Annotated in this window: 21 protein-coding genes; 11 read left to right on the forward strand and 10 right to left on the reverse strand. The window is 68.6% G+C overall.

What is annotated here, in order from left to right:
- Nucleotide 1: 1 nt before the first annotated feature.
- Both hrpB and RZN05_RS18010 read left to right on the forward strand, forming a co-directional pair.
- On the forward strand, nucleotides 2-2,485 hold the full coding sequence (hrpB, locus tag RZN05_RS18005) for an ATP-dependent helicase HrpB (protein ID WP_317228063.1): 2,484 nt from the start codon (nucleotides 2-4) through the stop codon (nucleotides 2,483-2,485).
- 25 nt (nucleotides 2,486-2,510) lie between these two features.
- Nucleotides 2,511-2,792: an ETC complex I subunit gene (locus RZN05_RS18010; RefSeq protein ID WP_317228064.1), complete on the forward strand. Its 282-nt coding sequence runs from the start codon at nucleotides 2,511-2,513 to the stop codon at nucleotides 2,790-2,792.
- 69 nt (nucleotides 2,793-2,861) lie between these two features.
- Here RZN05_RS18010 and RZN05_RS18015 read toward each other — a convergent pair whose 3' ends face one another.
- Entirely contained in the window at nucleotides 2,862-4,277 is a 1,416-nt protein-coding gene (locus RZN05_RS18015) for a DEAD/DEAH box helicase (protein ID WP_317228065.1), read from the reverse strand.
- Between the two features lie 93 nt (nucleotides 4,278-4,370).
- Nucleotides 4,371-4,829 carry a hypothetical protein gene (locus RZN05_RS18020; protein ID WP_317228066.1) on the reverse strand — a complete coding sequence of 153 codons (459 nt, stop codon included), beginning with the start codon at nucleotides 4,827-4,829 and terminating at the stop codon, nucleotides 4,371-4,373.
- 74 nt (nucleotides 4,830-4,903) lie between these two features.
- Here RZN05_RS18020 and RZN05_RS18025 point away from each other — a divergent pair, with 74 nt between their 5' ends.
- Both RZN05_RS18025 and RZN05_RS18030 read left to right on the forward strand, forming a co-directional pair.
- The gene (locus RZN05_RS18025) at nucleotides 4,904-6,352 is read left to right on the forward strand and encodes an FAD-binding oxidoreductase (protein ID WP_317228067.1); all 1,449 of its coding nucleotides are present in this window, start codon (nucleotides 4,904-4,906) and stop codon (nucleotides 6,350-6,352) included.
- A gap of 46 nt (nucleotides 6,353-6,398) precedes the next feature.
- On the forward strand, nucleotides 6,399-7,178 hold the full coding sequence (locus RZN05_RS18030; RefSeq protein ID WP_317228068.1) for a SapC family protein: 780 nt from the start codon (nucleotides 6,399-6,401) through the stop codon (nucleotides 7,176-7,178).
- 66 nt (nucleotides 7,179-7,244) lie between these two features.
- Here the strand turns inward: RZN05_RS18030 and RZN05_RS18035 are convergent, their stop codons facing one another.
- The 4 genes from RZN05_RS18035 to RZN05_RS18050 form a co-directional block, all read right to left on the reverse strand.
- On the reverse strand, nucleotides 7,245-7,802 hold the full coding sequence (locus RZN05_RS18035; protein WP_317228069.1) for a hypothetical protein: 558 nt from the start codon (nucleotides 7,800-7,802) through the stop codon (nucleotides 7,245-7,247).
- A gap of 87 nt (nucleotides 7,803-7,889) precedes the next feature.
- Nucleotides 7,890-8,090, reverse strand: a complete 201-nt coding sequence (locus RZN05_RS18040; RefSeq protein ID WP_317228070.1) for a hypothetical protein — start codon at nucleotides 8,088-8,090, stop codon at nucleotides 7,890-7,892.
- Between the two features lie 30 nt (nucleotides 8,091-8,120).
- Nucleotides 8,121-9,338 (reverse strand): glycosyltransferase, encoded by a 1,218-nt coding sequence (locus RZN05_RS18045; RefSeq protein WP_317228071.1) that lies wholly within the window; start codon nucleotides 9,336-9,338, stop codon nucleotides 8,121-8,123.
- A gap of 50 nt (nucleotides 9,339-9,388) precedes the next feature.
- Entirely contained in the window at nucleotides 9,389-9,733 is a 345-nt protein-coding gene (locus RZN05_RS18050) for a glycine zipper 2TM domain-containing protein (protein WP_317228072.1), read from the reverse strand.
- Between the two features lie 117 nt (nucleotides 9,734-9,850).
- On the opposite strand from RZN05_RS18050, the gene RZN05_RS18055 reads away from it, so the two are divergent.
- The 5 genes from RZN05_RS18055 to RZN05_RS18075 all read left to right on the forward strand — a co-directional run bounded on the left by RZN05_RS18055 (nucleotide 9,851) and on the right by RZN05_RS18075 (nucleotide 16,078).
- Complete coding sequence (locus RZN05_RS18055; protein ID WP_317228073.1) at nucleotides 9,851-10,279, forward strand: cupin domain-containing protein; 429 nt, start codon at nucleotides 9,851-9,853, stop codon at nucleotides 10,277-10,279.
- 985 nt (nucleotides 10,280-11,264) lie between these two features.
- Nucleotides 11,265-12,299, forward strand: a complete 1,035-nt coding sequence (gene dgcN / locus RZN05_RS18060) for an N-acetyltransferase DgcN (protein ID WP_317228564.1) — start codon at nucleotides 11,265-11,267, stop codon at nucleotides 12,297-12,299.
- Nucleotides 12,257-13,246, forward strand: coding sequence for an N-acetyl-D-Glu racemase DgcA (gene dgcA, locus RZN05_RS18065; protein WP_317228074.1), 990 nt, complete (start codon nucleotides 12,257-12,259; stop codon nucleotides 13,244-13,246). The genes dgcN and dgcA overlap by 43 nt, the downstream gene beginning before the upstream one ends.
- Nucleotides 13,243-14,802, forward strand: coding sequence for an N-acyl-D-amino-acid deacylase family protein (locus RZN05_RS18070; RefSeq protein ID WP_317228075.1), 1,560 nt, complete (start codon nucleotides 13,243-13,245; stop codon nucleotides 14,800-14,802). The genes dgcA and RZN05_RS18070 overlap by 4 nt, the downstream gene beginning before the upstream one ends.
- A gap of 22 nt (nucleotides 14,803-14,824) precedes the next feature.
- Complete coding sequence (locus RZN05_RS18075; protein WP_317228076.1) at nucleotides 14,825-16,078, forward strand: dicarboxylate/amino acid:cation symporter; 1,254 nt, start codon at nucleotides 14,825-14,827, stop codon at nucleotides 16,076-16,078.
- A 131-nt stretch (nucleotides 16,079-16,209) separates the two neighbouring features.
- Here RZN05_RS18075 and RZN05_RS18080 read toward each other — a convergent pair whose 3' ends face one another.
- Nucleotides 16,210-17,796, reverse strand: coding sequence for a class I SAM-dependent methyltransferase (locus RZN05_RS18080; protein WP_317228077.1), 1,587 nt, complete (start codon nucleotides 17,794-17,796; stop codon nucleotides 16,210-16,212).
- A 113-nt stretch (nucleotides 17,797-17,909) separates the two neighbouring features.
- On the opposite strand from RZN05_RS18080, the gene dacB reads away from it, so the two are divergent.
- Complete coding sequence (gene dacB, locus RZN05_RS18085) at nucleotides 17,910-19,343, forward strand: D-alanyl-D-alanine carboxypeptidase/D-alanyl-D-alanine endopeptidase (protein ID WP_317228078.1); 1,434 nt, start codon at nucleotides 17,910-17,912, stop codon at nucleotides 19,341-19,343.
- Here the strand turns inward: dacB and RZN05_RS18090 are convergent.
- From RZN05_RS18090 to RZN05_RS18100, 3 genes are all read right to left on the reverse strand, one after another.
- Entirely contained in the window at nucleotides 19,340-19,489 is a 150-nt protein-coding gene (locus RZN05_RS18090; RefSeq protein ID WP_317228079.1) for a hypothetical protein, read from the reverse strand. The genes dacB and RZN05_RS18090 overlap by 4 nt on opposite strands.
- Nucleotides 19,490-19,558: 69 nt before the next feature.
- Nucleotides 19,559-20,575, reverse strand: a complete 1,017-nt coding sequence (locus tag RZN05_RS18095) for a serine hydrolase domain-containing protein (protein ID WP_317228080.1) — start codon at nucleotides 20,573-20,575, stop codon at nucleotides 19,559-19,561.
- Nucleotides 20,572-22,128, reverse strand: coding sequence for an MFS transporter (locus tag RZN05_RS18100; protein ID WP_317228081.1), 1,557 nt, complete (start codon nucleotides 22,126-22,128; stop codon nucleotides 20,572-20,574). The genes RZN05_RS18095 and RZN05_RS18100 overlap by 4 nt, the downstream gene beginning before the upstream one ends.
- Nucleotides 22,129-22,570: 442 nt before the next feature.
- Between RZN05_RS18100 and RZN05_RS18105 the strand changes: the two genes are divergently transcribed.
- Nucleotides 22,571-23,359 carry a ZIP family metal transporter gene (locus RZN05_RS18105; RefSeq protein WP_317228082.1) on the forward strand — a complete coding sequence of 263 codons (789 nt, stop codon included), beginning with the start codon at nucleotides 22,571-22,573 and terminating at the stop codon, nucleotides 23,357-23,359.
- The last annotated feature ends 278 nt before the right edge of the window (nucleotides 23,360-23,637 follow it).

The raw sequence follows: 23,637 nt of genomic DNA on the forward strand, positions 1-23,637 counted from the left end.
GATGAGCGACTCTTTGCCGATCCACGCCGTATTGCCCGAACTGCTCGACGCATTGCGCGCCAGCAGCAACGCCGTGCTGGTCGCGCCGCCGGGCGCGGGCAAAACCACTGCAGTGGCATCAGCCTTGCTCGGCGAGCCCTGGTGCGAGGGCGAAATCCTGCTGCTCTCGCCGCGGCGGCTGGCTGCGCGCGCGGCGGGCGAGCGGATGGCGGCACTGGCGGGAGAAAGCGTGGGCAAGACCTTCGGCTATGCCACCCGGATGGACAGCAAGCGCTCGGCGGCAACGCGGGTGACGGTGGTGACCGAGGGAATTTTCGTCAATCGCATCCAGGCCGATCCCGAGCTGGCCGGGGTATCGGCGGTACTGTTCGACGAAGTGCACGAGCGCAGCCTCGACAGCGATTTCGGGCTGGCGCTGGCGCTCGACGCCCAGGCAGCGCTGCGCCCGGACCTGCGGCTGGTGGCGATGTCGGCGACGCTCGACGGAGCGCGCTTCTCAGGATTGATGGGCGACGCCTCGGTGATCGAGAGCGAAGGGCGGAGCTGGCCGCTCGAGCTGCGCCATCTCGGGCGGGCGGCCGAGGCGCGGATCGAGGATTCGATGGCGGCGGCGATCCGGACCGCGCTGCGCGAAGCCGAGGGCGGGGTGCTCGCCTTCCTGCCTGGCGTCGCCGAGATCGAGCGGACTGCGGAGCGGCTGGCGGGGCTGGAGGGTGTGGTGCTGCACAAGTTGCACGGTAGCCTCGATCCGGGTGCCCAACGCGCCGCGATCACGCCAGATGCGGAGGGGCGGCGGAAACTGGTGCTGGCAACGTCGATCGCCGAGACCTCGCTGACGCTCGACGGGATCCGTGTGGTGGTCGATTCGGGGCTGGCGCGGCGGCCGCGCTACGATCGGGCGGCGGGGATGACGCGGCTGGTCACCGAGCGGGCGAGCCAGGCGTCGGTGACCCAGCGTGCCGGGCGCGCGGCGCGGCAGGGGCCGGGGGTGGCGTATCGGCTGTGGGAAGAGGCGGCGACTGCGGGGCTGCCGCGCTTCGACCCGCCCGAGATACTGGAGGCCGACCTTTCGGCGCTGATGCTCGATTGCGCGCTTTGGGGCGTGGCCGATCCGCGCGAGCTCCGTTGGCTCGATCCGCCGCCAGAGGCTGCGGTCAGCGAGGCGCGGCGGCGGCTAGAGGTGCTCGAGGCGCTCGACGGAGACGGGCGGCCGACGGCGCACGGCAAGGCGATCGCCCGCCTGCCGCTGCCGCCGCGGCTGGGGCACATGCTGGTGCGCGCCGGGGAGATCGGGCTGGCGAAGACCGCGGCCGAAGTTGCGGTGTTGCTCGGTGAGCGCGGGCTCGGCGGCGGAGACGCCGATATCGAGCTTCGGCTGCGGCGCTGGCGGGGCGAGCGGGGGCAGCGGGCGGAGAATGGCCGGCGGCTGGCCGAGCGGTGGGCCAAGCTGGCGCCGCTGGGGTCCTCGACCAGTTCTTCAGCCCCTGCCCCGACCCCTTCCATAAGCGGAAGGGGAGCAGAGATCGCCACCTGCATCGCGCTGGCGTTTCCCGACCGGATCGCCAGGCGGCGCGATGCCTCGGGCGAAACCTGGGCGTCGGCGGGCGGGCGCGGGTTTCGGCTCGATGGTACGTCGCCGCTGGCCCGCGCCGAGTGGCTGGCGGTGGCCGAGACGCAGGGGATGGCGGCGGGGGCCCGGATCCTGTCGGCGGCGGCGATCGATGCCGAGGCAGTGGAGGACCTTTTCGCCGATCGGATCGAGACCCGGCGCAGCGTGCGGTTCGATTCCGCCACTGGGCGCGTCGAGGCGTTGCGCGAGCGGCGGCTGGGGGCGATCCGGCTGTCGAGCGGAAGCGATTCGGCGGCGAGCCCTGCCGAGATCGAGGCGTCGTTGCTGGAGGGCGTGCGCACGCACGGACTGGACCTGCTGCCTTGGCCCGAGGCGGCGCTGGCGCTGCGCCAGCGTGCCGCTTTCGCCGGGCATGATTTGCTGACCGACGCGGCGCTGCTGGACAGCCTCGACGAGTGGCTGCCGGGGCTGCTCGCCGGCAAAAGGCGGCTCGACGCGGTGTGGGGCGAGGGGCTGACCCAGGCGCTACAGAATCTGCTCGGCTGGGAGGGGCAGAAGGCGCTCGACCGGCTGGCGCCGGCACGACTGGATACTCCGGCGGGATCGAGCCATGCGATCGACTATGGCGCCGAGGGTGGGCCTACGGTGGAAGTGCGCGTCCAGGCGCTGTTCGGGCTGGCGGTCCACCCCCTGCTCGGTGACGGCACGCCGTTGGTGCTCAGCCTAACGTCGCCCGCGGGGCGGCCGATCCAGACGACGCGCGACTTGCCCGGTTTCTGGAAGGGGAGCTGGGCCGCGGTGGCCAAGGAAATGCGCGGGCGCTACCCGCGGCATCCCTGGCCTGACGACCCGGCGAGCGCTTCGGCGACGCTGCGGACCAAAAAGGCTGATGCAAGGAACGCCGCGGCGCGTTAAGGGCGGGCAACACATGGAGGCCAAGGTGAAATCCGCCCGTATCTATCAGCGCCCGAAGAACGCGATGCAGTCGGGGCGTGCGCGCACCGACCAGTGGATCCTCGAGTTCGAGCAGCAGACTACGCAGCAAGCCGATCCGCTGACCGGCTGGAACGGCGGCAGCGAGACCACCGGCCAGATCCGCCTGGCCTTTCCGACGCTCGACGCCGCCAAGGCGTATGCCGAGCGCGAGGGCTATGCCTTTCATATCGTCCCGGCGCCGGCGAAGAAGCTCAAGCTGCAGGCCTACGCCGACAACTTCCGCTAAATCGGGGTCAGCTACGCTGCCGGGTGGGGCATAGAAGTGCCAGCCGGGCAGCGCTGCGACTCGGCGCGGTCAGGCGCCGAGCGTGTAGTTCAGGAAATCGGGGATCGGGCCGTTCCAGCCGTCATCGGGCTCGTCCTGCGGCGCGCGTGACTGGCGGCGCGGCGCGTGTTGATCGTCGCGATCCCGGCCACGGCCACCCCGCTCGCGGCGTGGCTCGGCGTCGCGGACCGGTGCCGGCTCGCGCTTGGGCGCCTCGATCACGCGTTCGGCGGGCGCTTCGGCCTCGGCCTCGACCTTGCGGCCGCCGCGGCGGCGCGATCCGCTCTCGCGCTTGGGTGATTCGGTATCGCGCGGCGCGGCGCCGCCCGCGACCTTCACGCGCTCGATCTTGTGCCCGGTGAGCTTCTCGATTTCGGCGATGTTCTCGGCATCGTCGGGGGCGACCAGCGTATAGGCGATACCGGTCGCGCCGGCGCGGCCGGTGCGGCCGATGCGGTGGACATAGTCGTCGGGATGCCACGGCGCGTCGAAATTATAGACGTGGCTGACGCCCTTGATGTCGAGGCCGCGCGCCGCGACGTCGGAGGCGACTAGGATGTTGACGTCGCCCTTCTTGAATCGCTCGAGCTCGGCGATGCGCGCCGGCTGGTCCATGTCGCCATGGATCTCGGCCGAGCGATAGCCGTGCTTCTTGAGGCTCTTGTTGAGCTCGCGCACCGTCGTCTTGCGGTTGCAGAAGATGATGCCGGTCTGGACGTCGTCCTGGGTCAGCAGCATGCGCAGCACCTCGCGCTTGGCGAATGCGCTGCCCGGAACCTCGACGATGCGCTGGGTGATGTTGATGTTGGCCGAGGCCGGGCGAGCGACCTCGACGCGCTTGGGATCGTTGAGGAACTTGTCGGCGAGCTTCTTGATCACCGGCGGCATCGTCGCCGAGAACAGCAGGGTCTGGCGGTTCTTGGGAAGCTTGGTGCAGATTTCCTCGATATCGGGGATGAACCCCATGTCGAGCATCCGATCGGCTTCGTCGATCACCAGCAGGCTGCAGCCGGTGAGCAGGATCTTGCCGCGGCCGAAAAGGTCCATCAGCCGGCCTGGCGTCGCGATCAGCACGTCGACGCCCTTTTCGAGCGCCTTGACCTGGTCGCCCATCTGCACGCCGCCGATGAGCAGCGCCATCGAGAGCTTGTGGTTGGTGCCGTATTTCTCGAAGTTCTCGGCGACCTGCGCGGCGAGCTCGCGGGTCGGCTCGAGGATGAGCGAGCGCGGCATCAGCGCGCGGGTGCGTCCCTCGCCGAGAATGTCGATCATCGGAAGAACGAACGCGGCGGTCTTGCCGGTGCCCGTCTGCGCGATGCCGATCAGGTCCTTCCCCATGAGGACGGACGGGATCGCCTGGCGCTGGATCGGAGTCGGTTCGGTATAGCCCGAATCGGTGACGGCGCGCAGAAGTTCGTCAGATAGGCCGAGGTCGGCAAAGCTCATGCGGTTTTCCGGAAAACGGGCACGGTCGTCCGCACCTCTAAAGGCTTCACGCGCTTGCGGATTTGGCCGCGGATGTCAAGCCGCGTGAGGCGTTCAGCGCGCCGGGACCAGCGCTGCGAACGACTGGATCGCGCATTGGCGGCCCGATCGCGATCGGATCGAGTCGCGATTGGCGCACATCTTCTTGTCCTTGTTCGCCTTGACGTAGAAGCCGTTGTAGAAGCCCAGCGCAGGGCAGTCGTTGCCCAGCTTGACGCGGAGCAGCGATCCGTTCTTGAGCATCAGGTCGACACTGTCGAAGCGATTGACCGAGAAGCCGGCGAGCTCCTCCATCTTGACGCAGTCCTCGGCTTTCTTCTCGACCATCGCGACCGAGCGCATAGTGCGCACCGTTAAAGTCGCGCGGCTGACGGTGATGCGCGGCACATGCACGGTGATTCGCTGCTGCTGAATCAGCGACGCGGCCGTGTCCCAGTCGATCGGCTCCGGCGGCGAGGCCGGGGCAGCGAGCAACAACAGGAGACCGGAGGCAGCGATCAGCGGATTGAGCATGTCTGGCGGGGCTATTACGGCTAAGTCTTGAACAGTGGATGAACTGGCAGGCGCCGTGCTAGTCCGGCCCGGCCATGACACCAGCCCAAAGCCAGCTTGTCGAGACCCTCTTGCAAAGGTTCGGCCCGAAAGCCGTGACCACCGATGCCGATGCGATCGCGCCATGGCTGCGTGACTGGCGCGGCCGTTACCAGGGGGCGGCGCCGGCACTGCTCTCGCCGGGATCCACCGGGGAGGTCGCCGCGATCGTCGGGCTCGCCGCCGAAGCCGGCGTCGCGCTGGTGCCGCAAGGGGGCAATACCGGGATGGTTGGCGGCGCGACGCCTCCCGCCGACGGCTCGGCGCTGCTGGTGTCGTTGCGGCGGATGAACCGTATCCGGTCGCTGTCGGCGACGAGCAACCTCGCCGTCGCCGAGGCCGGGGTGATCCTCGCCGACCTGCGCGACGCCGCCGAAGCGGAAGGTCGCCGCTTTCCGCTCGATCTTGGCGCGCGCGGCAGCGCGACGATCGGCGGGCTGGTCTCGACCAATGCCGGGGGCACCCAAGTGCTGCGCTTCGGCAACATGCGGAGCCTGGTCGCGGGAGTCGAGGCGGTGCTCCCCGACGGGTCGATCCACAACGGCATCGCCGCGCTCAAGAAGGACAATCGCGGCTATGACCTCAACCAATTGCTGATCGGCGCCGAGGGCACGCTCGGCATCGTCACGGCCACGACCCTGCGGCTGGTGCCGGGCCTCGTATCGCGGGCGGTCGCGTGGGTCGGGCTGAAGAACCCTGCTGATGCGCTGGCTTTGCTGCGTTCGCTCGACGCTACGACCAGCGCGGTCGAGAGCTTCGAGATCATGCCCGGCCGCACGGTACGACTGGTGCTCGATCATGTCCCCGGCATCCGTCCGCCGCTCGGCGCCGACCAGCCCTGGCACGTGCTGATCGAAGCGGTCGCGACCGATCCTGCCGCAGAGCCCCCCGCCGAGTTGCTCGAGCGGCTGCTCGCCCCCGCGCTCGAATCGGGACTGGCGAGCGACGCGGTGATCGCGGCGAGCGAGGCGCAAGCAGAAAGCTTCTGGCGCATCCGCCACTCCATTTCGGAGGCCGAGCGCGCGGCCGGACCCGCAGTCCAGCACGACATCTCGGTGCCCGTCGACGACATGCCGCGCTTCATGGTCGAGGGCGGCGCGGCGACCGAGGCGCGCTTCCCGGGCAGCAGCACCGTCGCTTATGGCCATCTCGGCGACGGCAACGTCCATTTTCACGTCCGCGCGCCCGAGGGTGCCGATCCCGAGCATTGGTATGCCGAGCAGGCGCCGGCGATCAGCCGCTTCGTCCACGACATGGTCGTCGCGGCGGGCGGATCAATCTCGGCCGAGCATGGCATCGGTCAGATGAAACGTGCCGAACTCGAGCGACTGAGTGCGCCTTCCCGAATGACAGTATTGCGTGCGATCAAGGCCGGGCTGGACCCGAAAGGGATTCTCAATCCCGGCAAGCTGGTGGTGCTTGCGCCCGCGCTCACGAGTCCATAGACCTGCGCACGCCTTCAAGTTTCAGCATTTTTCAGGAGAGTTTCGGATGGCCAGCGCGCCACAACAGTCGCTACCGTTGTTCTACAACCAGCTCGAACCGCTTTCGAGCCAAGCGCACGCCGATTTCCGCATCCGCGTCCGTGACAAGGCGCCCTTCCTAGGCAACCAGCACGCCGTGCCGGTCACCGTCGAGGAATTTCCGTTGGTCCAGCGCTATCTGCCGATCGTCTTCTCGGTGGGCGAGGACCCCGTCCCGCTCGCGCTGATGGGCCTCAACGAAGGCGTGAACACCTTCTTCGACGAAGAAGGCACGCTGCTTGAGCCGAACTTCTACGTCCCGGCCTATATTCGCCGCTATCCGTACCTGCTGGCGCGGCTGCGTCCCGAAGCCGACGAGCTGTCGCTGTGCTTCGATCCGTCGTCGGACACGATCGGCAAGTTCGACGAAGGCGACAAGCTGTTCGAGAATGGCGAGCCGACCGAGACCACCAAGAACATCCTGCAGTTCAACGAGCAGTTCGAGCAGGCCGGTGCACGCACCGGGATGTTCATGAAGGATCTCAAGGAGATGGGTCTGCTGATGGACGGTGAAGTCACCATCCAGCAGGAAGGCAATGAGCAGCCGTTCATCTATCGCGGCTTCATGATGGTCGACGAGGCGAAGCTCAACGAGCTGCGCGGGGACCAGCTCCGGAAAATCGTCCAGAACGGCATGCTGCCGCTGATCTACGCGCACCTCTTTTCGCTCGCGCTGATGCGCGACATCTTCGGCCGGCAGGTCCGCATGGGCAAGATGCCCCAGCCGCAGCTGGTTACGCCGGCCTGAACCCTCGGCCTTTGCTGAACGTCGCGCGGCGGCCGCCCTCGGGCGGTCGCCGCGTTCGTTTGGCGGCTATTCGGGCTTTTTGGGCGGCGTCGGCTTCTTGGGTGCCGGACGGCGGGCCGCACGCGGCTTCGCGGCGCTGCTCTCGGCCGTCTTGCGCGTCCGCCGCGCGGGCGGCTTCGCAGCACCCTCGGCGGCCGATGCCTTGGCCGGCGATGCCGAAGCAGGCGCCGGGCTCGCTGCAGTGGGCTTGTGGGTGCGGCGCGTCACCGGCTTGGCGGCGTCGGCGGGCTTGGCTGGGGCGGCGGGCGCCTTGCGGGTGCGCTTGGCGACCGGCTTGGTGACTGCGGCTGCCGCGTCGGCTGCCGTTGCCGTCACGCTCTCGGCCACGTCTTCGGCCGCCTTAGTGGCGGTCTCGGCGATCTTGGGCTCGTTCTTGAGCTTGGCGGCGATCGCGACCAGCCCTGCGGCAAGGATGTCGGCGACGATCGGATGCTTGGCGAGATCGGTGAGCTTGCCGCGCACGCTCTTGGGCAGCTTTACCCCGGCGATGCTCTTGGGCAGGAACGAGTTCTTGTCCGCAGCGCCTGCCGCACTCTTTTCGGCCTTCTTCTTCTTGCCCGCCATCAAGCTTCTCCGCGTTTCGTGACGCCAGTGTCACGGATCATCGAGTGACGAGTCAACGCCGCAAAGCCATTTCGTTTCCCGTCCGTTTCAATGTCGTGTGTCTTCAACCTCTTCGCGTACGAAGAGGATGTCGAGGCCGTCGTCGCAATCCTCCTCGCCGGTGCCGGTGACGTCTTTGCCAACGCGCTTCGACCTCATCTGGCCCTGCGGAGCAGGCCGTGCCGTGTCCTCGGCCGCGTCGGCATCAGGGCCGATGATGCGGGGACCGCAATCGTCTGCGTCGGCCATCTGAAATCTCCTGGACCTAGCCGCGCCAAGTCAACGGCGCGCCGGGCCAGTCGTTCCACCTGCGCCACGGGTTCGGGGAGCGTGCTCGGCCACCAACCGCTCGAGATGTTCGTGCAGCCGCGCGCTGTTGGCGGCCCAGGTGAAGGGCGCGGCGGTGGCACGGACCATAGTCGGAGGCAGGGGATCGGCGATCAGCGCGCCGAGCGCCGTGGCAAACGCCTCGGGGGTGCGCGCCACGATCTGCCCGCTGGCATCGTCGCGGACGACTTGCCGCGCGCCGCCGACATCGGGGATGACGATCGGCGTGCCGCTTGCCAGCGCTTCGAGCCAGGCATTGGCCAGGCCTTCGCGTTCGGAGGCGAGCGCCATCGCGTCGGCGGCGGCGAGCAGCCGTGGCAGTTCGGAATGCGGCACCGATCCGAGCAGCCGCACGCGGTCGCCGAGTCCCAGCCGGGCGATCTGGGCGGCGAGTGCGGCGCGGTGCGGGCCTTCGCCAGCAATCCACAGCCTGACACCGGGGAGCGTGGCGACGGCGTCGATGACGATCTGGTGCCCCTTGATAGGAATCAGCGCACCGACCGAAAGCACAAGCGGGCCATCGACACCGAGCGCAGCCTTGGCTTCGGCGCGGTCGCCGAGCGCGAAGCGCGCCAGGTCCACCCCGGTGACGATGCATTGGGTGCGGTTGCCGGGCAGGCCAAGCGCGGTCATGTCGTCGCGCATCGCCTCGGAAACGGCTAGCAGCCCGTCGGCGGCGTGTCCGGCCCTGCGGATCTGCTCGCCGACCACCGGGGTGCGGCCCCAGCTATGGATATCGGAGCCTCGAGCCTTGATCGACACCGGCACGCCCAGGCGGCGGCCGAGTTCGACTGCGGCGACTCCGTCCGGAAAGAAGAACTGGGCGTCGATCACGTCGAAGGCGAAGTCGCGGCGGATTTCCTGGAGCAGCGGGGTGACCGCATCGGCCAGCGCCCTGGCGTGGAAGCGACCGCTGGTGGCGGGGTAGTTCGGAAAGCGGGGGCGGTGGACGTCGAGGCCTTTCCAGTTCTCACGCGGAGGCAGCGCTGCGAGCTGGCGGTAGCGGGGCAGCCGGTCGAGCGGGAAGGGGGGCAGACCGAGCGGAGCTACGACGCGCACTTCGGCATCGGTACGTTCGGCGAGCGCGAGCGTCTGCCGCTCGACGAAGATGCCGAAATTGGGACGCGTCGCGTCCGGGAAGAGCGTGGAGAGAACGAGCACGCGGAGCATGAAGGCACTTATAGGGTGCCAAGGTTAATGCTCCGCGTGCGTATCAGGCGTTAACGGCAGCGGCGGTTGCCGCTGCTCCGCTCGATCTCGCGTCCGGCAAGCGCACCGGCGGCAGCGCCGAGCAGGGTGCCGGCGGCGCGATCACCGCGGGTGTCGATCGAACGGCCGACCAGCGCGCCGGCAACACCGCCGACGACGAGGCCGGTCGTGCCGTTGGGCTTGCGGCAATAGCGGCGGCCGTCACGCCCGCGCCATTCCTTATACTGATAGCGGCGGCGCTGATCGGCCTTGTATTCATAGCTGTACGATTTCGCTTCGGCCTTGGGCGCCGGAAGGGCGAAGGAGGTGGGCACTGCCACCGCGATCGCGCTGAGCGCGAAGATGAACTTACGCATAAATCACTCCCATGATCGTTTTGCACTAGTAGGAACCGGTAGCGAAACGTCCCGTGACGGCGCGGGGTTTCATGAACCTAAAACTACGTCCCGCTAAGCTGAGGTTGGATTTCACGAATGGACACGCCCCGAACGATCATCGACGCGCTCGGTCTCGCGCCGCACCCCGAGGGCGGGTGGTACCGCGAGACGTGGCGTGCCGAAATCGGGGAGGGCGGACGTGCCGGGGGCACAGCGATCCATTTCCTGCTCGAAGAGGGGCAGCGCTCGCACTGGCACCGCGTCGATGCCGCCGAGCTGTGGCTGTGGCATGCGGGATCGCCGCTGGACGTGCTGGTCGAGCAGGACGATGGCACGATCGAGACAGTCCGGCTTGGCGGGGAGGTGACCCAGGGATATGCGCCCCAAGTCCTGGTGCCGGCGAATCGCTGGCAATCGACCGAGACGCGTGCCGGCTGGGCGCTGGTGAGCTGCGTCGTTGTTCCGGGCTTCGACTTTGCCGGATTCGAACTCGCTCCGGTCGGATGGGCTCCCGGCGGCGACTGACACAAAACTGTCAACGTTATTCACGTTATCCACAGGCACGGCGCCGCATTTACCCCTTTGCGCGACTCGCGATCGATGACAGCATCTGTCTTGTAAGGAAGGCGGTTCGGCAGCGGGAAACCAAAGCAAGATCAACGACTTACACGGCTCTACGAGTGCAGGTGCCTTCGGGAAACCACCTTGGACGAGACGGGGAGACGAGAGCGACGGTGGTTGCGAGACCAAGGCGATGCGAAAGCGTCGCGGCGATTTCGAGGGACGCCGAAGCCGGGCGGAACCGGATGCCGAAACGAGCGCGCAAGCGCTGGTAGAAGCGAAGGATCGGCCTGATGGACGAGACCCAAGCCGATGGGCCCGCGCAAGCGGCAGATCGGCGGAAGCGATCGGCCCGAAGAGTCGAAACCCAGGGCATTGGCCGACTGCGCAAGCGGAATGCCGAAGCCGATGGATCGCTCGGGAAATCGGATCCAGCAAGGCTCCATAGTTTCGCCCTCGGGTGAAATCATGAAGCGGGCCACCGACGGCCGGAATGCAATGTCGGCTTCTTCGGAAGCCGACGGACCTGACCGGCCCCGGTGACCGACGCGAAACTCGCATGCCCTTGCCGGCGCGAGCGGAGCATGCCGCCGAAACCAGGCCCCATGTCCCTCGGGACCAAAGGCCGAAGTCCGGTGACATGGGGACTGGCAGCGATGCCGGTCCCCTTTTGCGTTTGAGGCATGCCGCAGCCGCGTACATTTCTTTGGCGCTGTGATGGGCCTGCCGGTGCTCCACGCACGCGCCGAACGCGCAGCGCCGCTTGAATAGGTCTGCACAGGAAGGCTCGGCAATCGAACGCGCCGTTCCCCACGCTATAACGGACAGCATGACATTGCCCGCTTGCCGTTCGGACGGTGCGGGATAGCCGGCCATAACAGCGGGCTATGGCGGGGGCGTAACACGCTATGCGCAGACTATTCGAGGTGCACGATACGGAAGGGACGTGATGATACCTGCTCCCTATCTGCTCTATCTCGGCCACAGCACCGACTCTGTCGGCATCAAGACTTCGCGCGGGCTCGCCGCGTTCCGCCCCGGCGATTGCGTCGGCGAATTCCGCTATGACGATTGCCCGCTGACGCTGGGCCTGCCGCGGATGAGCATCGCCGAAGGCGCGGCGGCGGGCGCGAAGACGTTGGTGCTGGGCATCGCCAATTCGGGCGGCACGCTGGGACGCGACCTGGTCGACGACGCGGCGGCGGCGCTTGAGGCGGGGATGAACGTCGCCTCCGGCCTCCACCAGCGGCTGCGCGACCAGCCACGGCTGGCGGCGCTTGCCAAGGAAAAGAACCTCCAGCTGTTCGACGTGCGCGATCCGCCCGCAGACCTCAAGGTCGGTAACGGATACAAGCGCGCCGGGCACCGGCTGCTCACCGTCGGCACCGATTGCTCGGTGGGCAAGATGTACACTACGCTGGCGCTGACCCAGGCGATGCAGGCGCGCGGGCTCCAGGCCGATTTCCGCGCCACCGGGCAGACCGGCATCCTGATCGCGGGCGGCGGCGTGCCGATCGACGCGGTGGTCGCCGACTTCATCTCGGGCGGGATCGAGCAGCTTGCGCCGGCGCGCGACGATGAAGGCTGGGACCTGATCGAAGGCCAGGGTTCGCTGTTCCACCCGAGCTTTGCCGGCGTATCGACCGGGCTGCTCCACGGCGCGCAGGCCGAGGCGCTGGTGATGTGCCACGATCCGAACAGGCTGCACATGCGCGGCATTCCGGGCCGGGCGCTGCCCGATCTGGGCGAATGCATCGAGATCAACCTGCTGACGGCGCGGCTGACCAGCCCCGAGGTGCGCGTGGTAGGCATCTGCCTAAACACGTCGGCGATGGACCCGGCCGAAGCGCGGGCGACCTGCGCGCGCACCGAGGATCGATACGGCCTGCCCTGCACCGACCCTATCGCCTTCGGCGTCGATGCGATCCTCGACGAGCTCCTATGTCCCGCATCCTCCGCGCGCAGCACGACAGCTTCCCGCTAAGCACGCCTTTCCGGATCTCCCGCGGCGTCAAGACGCAGGCGGAGGTGGTCACGGTGGCGCTAGAGCAGGGCGGCGAGACTGGGCGCGGCGAGGGCGTGCCCTATGCCCGCTATAGCGAGAGCATCGAGACTGCGCTTGCGGCGATCCAAGGCGTGCGCGATGCGATCGAGAACGGTGCGGACCGCGCGCAGCTGCTCGGCCTGTTGCCTCCAGGAGCGGCGCGCAACGCAGTGGATTGTGCCTTATGGGATCTAGAGGCGCGGCTGAGCGGGTGCAGCGTTGCCAAGGCGATCGGCGCGCCCGAGCCCGAGCGGCTGGTCAGCGCGCTCACGATCGGGATCGATACCCCGGTAGCGATGGCGGTCGCCGCGAGCAGGGTTGCCCATGCGCCGCTGATCAAGGTCAAGGTCGATGCGACGATCCCCGACGCGCAGATCCGTGCGGTGCGTGCCGCCGCGCCCAAGGCGAAGCTGATCGTCGATCCCAACGAAAGCTGGGACGAGACGCTCGTGCGCGCGATGCAGAAGGTGCTGGTGAGCCTGAAGGTCGACCTGCTCGAGCAGCCGGTGCCGGCCGAGGCGGACGAATGGCTCGAGGGCTTCACGCCAGAGGTGCCGATCTGCGCCGATGAATCGGTGCATGTCGCCGAGGATCTTGAGGTGATCGCGCGGCGGTATCAGGTGGTCAACGTCAAGCTCGACAAGTCGGGCGGGCTGACCGAGGCACTGGCGTTGGCGCAGGCCGCGCGAGCGCGCGGGCTGGGGCTGATGACCGGGTGCATGATCAGCTCGTCGCTGTCGATCGCGCCGGCGCTGCACGTTGCGCGGATGTCGGACTTCGTCGATCTTGACGGGCCGATCTGGCTCCGGGAGGATTATCCGGGCGGCGTTCGCGACGAGGCCGGCTGGCTGTCGCCCCCGCAGACGGGATTTTGGGGAAGCATATGAAGGTCGCGTTGTTGCTCGGGATCGCGGCCTTCTCGCTGGGGGCTGCTGCTCCGGCGCCGCGGAAGGTCGATCTGCTGATCCGTGGCGGCACGATCTATACCGGCAGCGCCGAGCCGTTCGTTGGCGACGTCGCGATTCTCGGCGACAGGATCGTATCGGTGAGCCGGCATGCCGATATCACCGCCACGCGGGTGATCGACGCCAAGGGGATGATCGTCGCGCCCGGGTTCATCGATCCGCACACGCATATGGGCGGCGAGCTGACTTCGGACGATCCGGCCAAGCGGCTGGTGCCCGCCTTCCTGATGCAGGGCGTGACCACGGCGTTCATCGGCAATGACGGCGGCGGCAGCCCGGATGTCGCGGCGGTGCTGGGCAGCGCGGCGAGCAAGCCCGTCGGGATCAACTATGCCGCCTATGTCGGCTTCGGCGCGGTGCGCGAAAAGGTGGTCGGCGAGGCCGATCGCGTGCCGACCGACGCCGAGCTCGGGCAGATGAAGGCGCTGGTCGCGAAGGCGATGTGCGAGGGCGCGCTGGGGCTCTCGACGGGGCTGTTCTATGCGCCGCAGAGCTTTGCCAAGACCGGCGAAGTGGTGGCGTTGGCGCGCGAGGCCGGGACACGCGGCGGTGTCTATGACAGCCATATACGCGACGAATCCAGCTACACCGTCGGGCTCGCGGCGGCGATCGACGAGGCGATCGCGATCGGCAAGGGGGGCGGGCTGCCGGCGCATATCAGCCATATCAAGGCGCTCGGCGTGGATGTGCAGGGTCAGGCACCCGCGATCATCGCCAAGGTCGAGGCGGCGCGGCGGCGCGGGCAGAAAGTGACTGCGGACCAGTATCCGTGGAGCGCGAGCGGCACGAGCCTGGTCGCGTCGCTGATGCCGCTCTGGGCGCAGGACGGCGGGCGGCCGGCGCTGCTCAAGCGCTTCGACGATGCTGGGCTGGCGCAGAAATTGCGCGCAGGGATCACCGAGAATCTTCGAAAGCGCGGCGGGGCTGACAAGTTGCTGATCGTCGAAGGGAAATACGGCAATCGGACGCTGGCGGATGTCGCGAAGGCGCTCGGCCAGGATCCGGTGACCGCGGCGATCACCGTGATCCGCATCGCCGATCCGGGCGTGGTCTCGTTCAACCAGAGCGAGGCCGATATCGCGAAGTTCATGGCGATGCCGTGGGTGATGACGGGGTCGGACGCCTCGGGCGGGCACCCGCGTGTCTATGGCAGCTTCGCGCGGAAATACGCGAAATACACCAAGGCGGAGAAGGTGATCACGCTGCGCCAGTTCATCGAGCGGAGTTCTTCGCTGACCGCGGATACGTTCGGGCTGCAGGGCCGCGGGCATCTCCGCGCCGGGGCGTTCGCCGATCTGGTGGTGTTCGATCCGGCGCAGTATGCGGCGCGGGCGACCTATGAGGCGCCGACCTTGCTGGCGCAGGGCGTGCGCAGCGTAGTGGTCAATGGCGTGGTCGCGGTGGACGGCGGGGTGATGACCGGGAAGGCTGCGGGGCGGGCGCTGGCGCATGCCCCGACGGTCGGGACGTGCCGGTGAAGGTTGCTTCCCGCCAATCATCGTGGCGCCCGTGCTGAGCGCCTGGTTCGGGATCGCGCTGTGGAAGCGGGTGCTCGGGGCGCTAGCGCTGGGGCTCGTGTTCGCTCTCGTCTGGCCGCAGGGGACGCCATACGTCCAGTTCCTCGGCGACCTGTTCGTCCGGGCGATCCGGATGCTGGTCGCGCCGATCGTGCTGGTGACGATCGCGGCGGGGATCACCGCGCTCGCCGATCCCAAGCGGCTCGGCGGGCTGGGCGGGCGGACGATCGGGCTGTTCGCGCTGACCACGGCGATCGCGGTTTCGGTCGGGATGCTGGTGGCGACTTTGGTCCAGCCCGGCGTCGGCGCAGCGCTGGGAACGGCGGCGCCGCATGCGCTGGGCGAGCCGGTGACGCCGTACCAGCAACTGATCGGGATCGTCCCGCTCAACATCTTCGAGGCGCTGGCCAAGGGCGACATGCTGGCGCTGATCTTCGTCGCGATCCTGGTCGGGGTCGGCACGGTGGTGGCGGGCGAGCCGGGCAAGCCGTTCGCGGCGCTGCTCCAGTCGACGTCGGCGGTGCTTCTGAAAGTCGTCGGGATCGTGATGGAGGCGACGCCTTTCGGGGTGTTCGCGCTGATCGCCAATGCCGTGGCGGCGAACGGCGCGGCGGTGTTCGTCCATGTCGGCTGGCTGGCGCTGGCGGTGGTGCTGGGGTCGCTGATCCAGATCGTGGTGGTGCACAGCCTGATCCTGAGGCTGCTGGCGAAGCTGCCGGTGCTGCCGTTCTTCCGCGGGATCGTCGATGCACTGGTGGTGGCGTTCTCGACCGCTTCGAGCTCGGCGACGCTGCCGGTGGCGATGCGGGTGGCGGAGAAGAATCTGGGCGTCGGCCGGCCGGTATTCTCGACGGTGCTGCCGCTCGGCGCGAGCATCGGCAAGGACGGCACGGCGATGTATGTCGGGCTGCTCAGCATGTTCGCGCTGCAGGCGTTCGGGACGCCGCTGAGCCCGCAGGTGTATGCGACGGTGCTGCTGACCGGCGCGCTTGCGGCGTTCGGTACGGCGCCGGTGCCCTCGGCATCGCTGTTCATGCTGGCGGCGGTGCTGTCGGCGGTCGGCGTGGCGCCCGAGCAGACGGCGCTGGTCGTCGGCTTCGTGCTGCCGTTCGACCGGCTGCTCGACATGACCCGGACGGTGCCAAGCGCTTGCGCCAACCTGACCGTCGCGACGACGGTAGCGCGGTGGGAAAGCGAGCTCGACGAGAATGTGCATCGGGGGAAGGCGGAGGCTTAACTTCGCACTTTGCGCACTTATTCTTTTCGAAAGTTGCGGGAAGAGGTTATTTTGTTGCGCTCGCATTCATCGGTTTGACGATGTCAAAGAGCGGGCCGCGCAACCGGCGTCCTAGACAATCAGACGAAATCCTACATTGCAAGCTGGCACCAGAACTGGATCATGCCCGCGAACAGATACGGGTGGTGTGCCTCGACCTCATCCCATAGCGAAAGGTCGAGCGGATCGGCGCCTGGGCCATGGGCCTCGTGGAAGCGGGCAAGTGCCTCGGGTGAGGCATCGAAGCCGACCAGCCTGAGCCCGGCGCCGGCGACCAGCGCGGCGATCTCCGGGAAGGTATAGTGGTGTTCGTGGACGTGGAAGGCGAGGTCGCGGCAGCCGCTGATCGAGTAGAAATCGTCGCTCTGGCGCAGCAGCGCGAGCGGGTCGTCTTCGGGCAGCGTCAGCACGTGCGCGCGGAAGGCGCGGATGCCGGCGTCGTCTGCCTGCCAGCCGCGCTCGGCGATCCGTGCGTGCGCGGCGCGGACGGGCGCGCGGGCGCGGCGGCTGTAGAGCGCGAGGCGGACGATCCCGCCGGGGCGTAGCGTCCGGACGATGCTGGCGAGGCCCGCATGGGGGTTTGCCATATGGTGAAGGACGCCGGTGCTGGTGGCGACGTCGAAGGTCTCGTCGAGCCGGTCGAGCGCCAAGATGTCGCCGTGGAAGAAGCGGAGGTTGGTGACGCCCAATTCCTGCGCCTTGCGCTGCGCGAAGGCGAGGCTGGCGCGGCTCAAGTCGATCGCGGTGACCGACAGGCTGGGGTCCATCCGCGCCAGGTCGATCGCTTCATAGCCCGTGCCGCAGCCTGCGATCAGCACCGAAAGCGGGGCCGGGGGCAGCCCGGCGCGATCCACGCCGGGCAGCGCTTCGAGCAGCGGGCGGAAATCGGTGCGGCGCGAGGCGGGCGGCGCCTGCCAACGCGGATAGGGGTGCGCCTCATATTGGCGCTGGACCTGCGCGGAGAGGCCCTGGGGGGCGGCGAAACCGGGGAGGGCGGCGGCGAGTTCGCGCTCGACGGTGGCCTCGCGGACGCGCTGGGCGAGAAGCTGCCAGGCCGGGCCTTCGCCGAAGCGGGTGGGCGGTTGGACCAGCGCTTCGGCGAGGCCGGTGGGCGGCTGGTCGGGCGCGGGCCAGACATATTGGCTGGCGAAGGCCTGGAGCGCGAGCGCGGGGAGCAGCGGGGGCGTGTCGCCCGTAGCGGTCAGCGCGTCGCGTAACGCGACCAGGCGGGTTTCGATTGCCGGATCGGTGTTGATGCAACGGGTGAGGAACAGCGGCCAGAGCGGCTCGCGGTCGTCGGCGTGAAGGAGCAAAGCGGCGGCGACGCGAGCGAGCGGCTGCGGGTCGAGCTGGTCGTCGGCGAGGCAGGCGCCGATATCCGCGGCGAGGCGCGCGTCCCAGCTAGTGGGGCGGAGCGGGGCGAGCAGCTCGGCGAGCGGGCGGCGGATCGCGTGGCGCGCGGCGGCATTGCCCTGCGCGCGGGCAAGCGCGGCGCGCAGCACCGCCAGCGCGGCGGCGGTGTCGCCCTGGTGCGCGGCGAGGCCGGCGAGCGCGAGATAGCCGGGGAGGAAGTCGGGATGCGTCTCCAGGCTATGGGCATAGGCCGCGCGCGCTTCGCCGAGGCGGCCGGCGCGGGCGAGCTGCTGGGCGTGGAGGAAGGGCTCGGGAGCGGCGCGCATCGAGGAGCATCCTAGGTCGGTTCAGCTGGGGTGACGAGGGGCAATGCCCGGTGGTTATGCCTTGTTTCGTGCTGGGCGGTTGCCCCGGCGCGGTTTGGCGATAGGCTTCGGGCATGAAACGAACCTTGCTGCTCCCGCTCCTCCTCGTCACCACGGCACCCGCGTTCGCGCAGAGCCTCGAGCGGCGCGTCGAGGCGGTGTATGCCGAAGCCCCCGTGGGGACGCGCTTCGGGCTGGTGGTGCTCGACGAGAAGGGCAAGGAGATCGTCGCGATCCATCCCGACGGGCGGTTCATGCCGGCGTCGAACACCAAGATGTTCACCACCGCCGCGGCCTATGCGTCGCTCTCCGGGCTCGACCGGCCCGACGGCACCGGCGGCGCGGCGGTGCGGATCGAGGGCGGCGACGTGATCCTCGAAGGGCATGGCGATGCGCGGCTGTCGAGCGCGAAGGATTGCGCGGTCGATTGCCTGGCGACGCTGGCCGATGCGGTCGCCGCGAAGACCCGGCGGGTGCGGCACGTAATCGGTGACGACACCGCGTTTCCCGACCAGCGCTGGAGCCCGGGGATGAGCTGGAACAACATCCCCGGGCGCTATGGCACCGGCGTCTCGGCGCTCACGCTCGACGATAACGAGCTGGTGATCGAGGTGACGCCGGGCACGCTCGGTGCGGCGCCGCGAGTACTGCTGCCGATCGACTATTTCACGATTCAGAACCACGCGGTGACGGTGGCGGGGGCGGAGCGGAAGCTCGGCTATGACCGCGATATCAACAGCCGCGTGCTGCGGCTGACCGGCACGATCGGCGTGGATGCGAAGCCCGATCCGCTGCGCGTCGGGATCGACGATCCCGCGCAGTATGCGGCGTGGCGGTTCCGGGAATTGCTCGCGGCGCGGGGGGTGAAGGTGACCGGCGCGGTCTCGGCGCGGCACCGCGCGCTGACGCCCGGCGACGATCCCGAGGCGCGCAAGGGGGCGCCCGCGGTGCGCCCGCCGGTGCAGGCGGCGCTCGCCCGGCTGACGCCGCCGCCGCTTGCCGAGGACGTGGTGCGGATCAACAAGGAGAGCCAGAACCTCCATGCCGAGCTGCTGATGCGGCGGGTGGGCGCGCGGCGCGGAAGCGGCTCGATCGCCGATGGGGTCGCCGAGGTCGAGGCGATGCTCGCGGCGGCGGGGGTGCCGCGCACCGCCTGGGACCTGTCGGACGGATCGGGGATGTCGAGCTACAACCGCGCGGCGCCGCGCGGCACCGCGACGATGCTGCGCTGGATCGCTGCCCAGCCCTGGGGGCCGGCATGGCGCGCGTCGCTGCCGGTCGGGGGCGTCGACGGGACGCTGGCGCGGCGCTTCAAGGGGACGCTGCTCGAAGGGAAGGTCTTCGCGAAGACGGGGACACTCAACGCGACCAATGCGCTGTCGGGCTATCTGGTCGCGAAGAGCGGCAGGACGCTGACCTTCTCGACCTTCGCCAACGATGTGCCTGCGGACGCGAGTGCGACCAAGTATCTGGACGCGGCGCTGGTGGCCGTGGCGGAGGGGAACTAGCGGCGCTTGCGCGAAAAGTCTGGCGGGCTCCGCCAGCCTTCGAGGATCGCTTCCAGCCTGGGATGCAGCCACCGCGCGATCGGAACGTAGATCGTTAGCGTGAGGATGGCGGCAAGGATCGCCCAGCCGATTACAAGAGAGTCCATAGGTGCATCCTTTCCAGATGAAGTATCGCACGCCTCCCCGGCACTCGCCAGTTCGAACTCGATGACAACCTAGTGTCGTGAGACGGCTTCGCGCTGCCATGCGGCGATGACGGCATCGCCGGTTTCGGGGCGAAGCTGGAAGATGCCGCTCTCGCGGTGCCGCGTCGGGTGGACGCGGTTAGTAAGCAGCGTCCAGGCGAGGCCGCGATCGAAGTCGAGCCACAGGCCGGTGCCGGTGAAGCCGGTATGGCCGATCGTCTCGTCCGAGCATGCCTGCCCGCCCGACCAGCCGGCGAACTTGCGCTCCCAGCCGCAGGTGCGGTGGTCGAATTGCGGCGTGCGGATCGCTTCGAGCATCGCGGGCGAGGCGCCGCTGCCGTCGAGCAAGCCCTGGGCGAAATCGAGCACGCCGGCGACGGTGCCGAACAGCCCGGCATGGCCGGTCTGGCCGCCCATCGCGGCGGCGTTTTCGTCATGCACTTCCCCCTGGAGCACGCGGCCGCGCCATTGGCAGTGCTCGGTGGCGACGGCGGGACCGGGGGGCGGGCCGAAGCCGAGGCCGGGGCCAAGGTCCCAGGCGCCGAGCGGCGCGCCGGTGATGCGCTCGATCGCGATGCCGAGCAGGAGGAAGTTGATGTCCGAATAGACCGGAGGCCCGTGGCGCCATTCGCGCTGGAGGAGGAAGGCGCGGAGCCGGGCGGGATCGTCGCCATAGGTGTAGATCGGCTCGACCGCGGGGAAGAAGGAGCGGTGGGCCAGGCAGTCGCGGAAGCTGAGCTTGCGCTCGGGGGCGTTGGCGACGTCGTATTGGCGGAGGTCCGGGATCGCGGTGGTGAGCGGGGCATCGAGATCGAGCCTCCCTTCGTCCGCTAGGCGCAGGATCATCGTCGTGGTGGCGATGACCTTGGAGACCGAGGCGAGGTCGAACCAATGGTCCTCGGTGAGCGGCTCGGGCTTCGGGACCAGCGCGGCATGGCCGGCGACGTGCACCCAGCGGCGGCCGTCGGCGGCGACCACGCCGAGTGTCGCGCCGGGGATGCGGCCGTCGGCGACTGCGGCGGCGGCGGGGGTGAAGGCCTCTTTCATGCAGGTTCCCGATCATCGGGACGGGGCGTGGCCCGGCCAAGCAGCGGCAGGAAGAGCAAGGCGGCGAGGCTGATCACGCCCGAGGCGAGGAAGAAGACGTCGAAGCCGTTATAGCCGGCCTTGTCGAGCCAGGTCACGGCAGTGCCGCCCGCGCCCGAGAGCAGCCGCGCGAGCAGGAAGGCGAAGCCCGACAGGAAGGCATATTGCGCGCCGGGATAGCGCGGATTGCACAGCATCGAGAGGTACACGACGAACACCGCGCCCGCCATGCCGTTGCCGAACTGGTCGGCGGCGGTGGCGAGATAGAGCGTGTTCTGGTCGAGCGGCTGGTGGGCGAGCCAGACGAAGCCGAAATTGCCGAGCGCGGCGAAGAAGGCGCCGATGCTGAGCGTCACCCCCCAGCGCCAGCGCGTGACGATCCAGCCGCCGATCCCCACCCCGACGATGCTCGATCCGAGCGCGACGAGGCCGTCGGCCCAGCCGATCTGGGTCTTGGTATAGCCAAGGCCAAGGATCATCGGCTTGGACAGGTTGAGCGCGAGCACGTCGCCCATCCGGTAGATCGAGACGAAGGCGAGCAGGCCGATCGCGAGGAAGCCGTAGCGCCAGAAGAAATCGACATAGGGTCCGATCGCCGCCGAGGCGCGGGCGGGGGCCTCGGGGGTGAGGGTGCGGATCTTCGGGATGAAGAACGCCATCACGATGAATGGCAGCATCGCGATCACGAGTACCCAGGGCAGCACGTTGGTATCGGCGCTGATGCCGATCCCCGACGCGGCGGTGAGGATCAGCCAGCCGATCGCGGCGACGCCCGCCGCGAGCGCGAGCAGGATGCCGGCGCTGGCGACCAGGCCGGTGGCGAGCGCCGCGCCGCGCCCGCCGCCGCAGCCCGGCGCGCGCGGGAGCAAGGCGAGGATCGGCAGCGGCAGCGCGGCACCGGCGGCGATGAGGAGATAGGAAGCAGTCCAGCCCGGCTCGATCCCGAAGCCGCGGAGCGTCGCCGAGAGGCTGCCCGCGACATCGGCGAAGAGCAGCGCGCCGCTGCCCGCCGCGACCATCGCGGTGCGATAGCCCCACAGGTTCGACGCCGCGACCGGGCCCTGTTCCTCGGGGGTTGGCGCAAGCTCGATGCGCCAGGCGTCGGCGGCGACTTCGAGCGTGGTGGTCCAGAAGGCGAGCAGCACGGCGAACAAGGCAGTGAGCGGCAGGCTGGCGTCGTCGGAGAATGCGGCCATCGCCACCATCGAGGTGAAGATGCCGAGCTGCGACAGCATGATCCAGCCGCGGCGCTTGCCGCAGAAGCGTGCGAAGCCGGGGACGTCGTAGCGATCGAGCAGCGGCGCCCAGAGGAACTTGAAGGTCGGCAGCAGCTGCACCCAGGCGAAGAAGCCGATGACCGCGAGCACCACGCCATGCTCGGCGAGCCGGACGCTGAGCACGGTCGAGAACATGTAGAAGGGCAGCCCGGCCGAGAAGCCGAGAAGGACGTAGAGCGCCATCCGCGCGAAGCCGCGCGGTACGCCCGCCGAGGGGGTTTCGACTGCCTCAGCCAAGAAGATGCGCCGAGTTATGCTGCGGCAGATACTGCGTCATGTTGCGTCCCCGGCTGAGCTCGGTCCGCACGCTCGCCCGCGGCCCCGCGCCAGTCAATGGCGGGCGTCGTACGCATGCGTGCAGGCTATGGCTTGTCGAACGAAAACTATGGTGAGACGGGAGAATATTTCTACTTAATGTCTGGGTCCCGTCGGAGTCGGGCGGCAGGCCGGCACGCCTGTCGCGCCACGGGGGGGCGACGAAATTTCGTCTCCGGGGGGAGGACAGGGCCGCGGCGCGTGTCGCCGCGGCCTTTTTTCTTGCGCGTGTGATCCGAAATCGCTGCGTTCCGGCCTGGGCCGGAGTACAGAAGGGGAGGGCAAATCAGGAACCGGTGGTGCGGCGACGGGTTGCTGATATAGCGGTGTCCATAAGGAGCCGAAGCCGCGGGATGCAGATATCGTGAACGAGATCGTGGCCGCGGGTGCGCTGGGCAGCCTGTGCGCGGGAATGGCGACCGGGCTCGGCGCGATTCCGGTGCTGGTGATGCGCAGGCCCAGCGACCAGCGGCAGAATTTGCTGCTCGGCTTCGCTGCGGGTGTGATGCTCGCGGCGAGCTTCTTCTCGCTGATCCTGCCGGCGATTGACGTGGCCAAGGAACAGGGCGCCAGCCAGGCGGGTGCCTCGATCACCGTGGTCGCCGCGGTGCTGCTCGGCGCGTTCATCATCGCCAAGCTGAACGACTGGGTGCCGCCGCTCGACAAGCTCGGGCTCGGGCCGCCCGGGATCGCGGCGGCGACGGCATCGGTGCGGCGGATCTGGCTGTTCGTCGCCGCGGTGACGCTGCACAATTTCCCCGAAGGCATGGCAGTCGGCGTCAGCTTCGGCGGCGGCGATTTCGAGGCGGGCCGCGTGACGGCGTTCGGGATCGGGCTGCAGAATATTCCCGAGGGGCTGGCGGTGGCGGTGGCGCTGTCGTCGATCGGCTATAGCCGCGGCCGCGCGGCGCTGATCGCGGCGGCGTCGGGGCTGGTCGAGCCGGTCGCCGGGCTGATCGGCGTGAGCATCGTCACGGTTGCCCACGCCTTCCTGCCTTGGGGGCTGGGGCTCGCGGCGGGTGCGATGATCTACGTCGTCGCGTCGGACATCATTCCGGACGCGCATGCGCGGATCAACGGCGGCGGGCGCGCGACCACCGGGCTGATGATCGGGCTCGCGGCGATGATGTTCCTCGACACGACGTTCGGCTGACGCCCTGTAGCCGGCGGCTTCGACAGTGATGCAATCGTTCAGAACCAGTTACTTGGCGAAAGTGCGGTCGGTGCGCAAGACGATTCGATCGTCCCGATAGACCTGGCTCGCGGCCTGCTGCTCGGCATCGACCTCGATGGCGATACGGTGCTCTCGATCGGTAGCGGATTGGGTTCTCGTGACGATGCATTCTCAAGCTGATCGCCGATCCGGTGCCGGCTTACTTCGTCCGTTCCAAGTCGTTTCTGTCCTATCTTTGTTGGAATTGCTGTGGGACA

The organism is Sphingomonas sp. HF-S4, assembly GCF_032911445.1.
Taxonomy (GTDB): domain Bacteria; phylum Pseudomonadota; class Alphaproteobacteria; order Sphingomonadales; family Sphingomonadaceae; genus Sphingomonas; species Sphingomonas agrestis.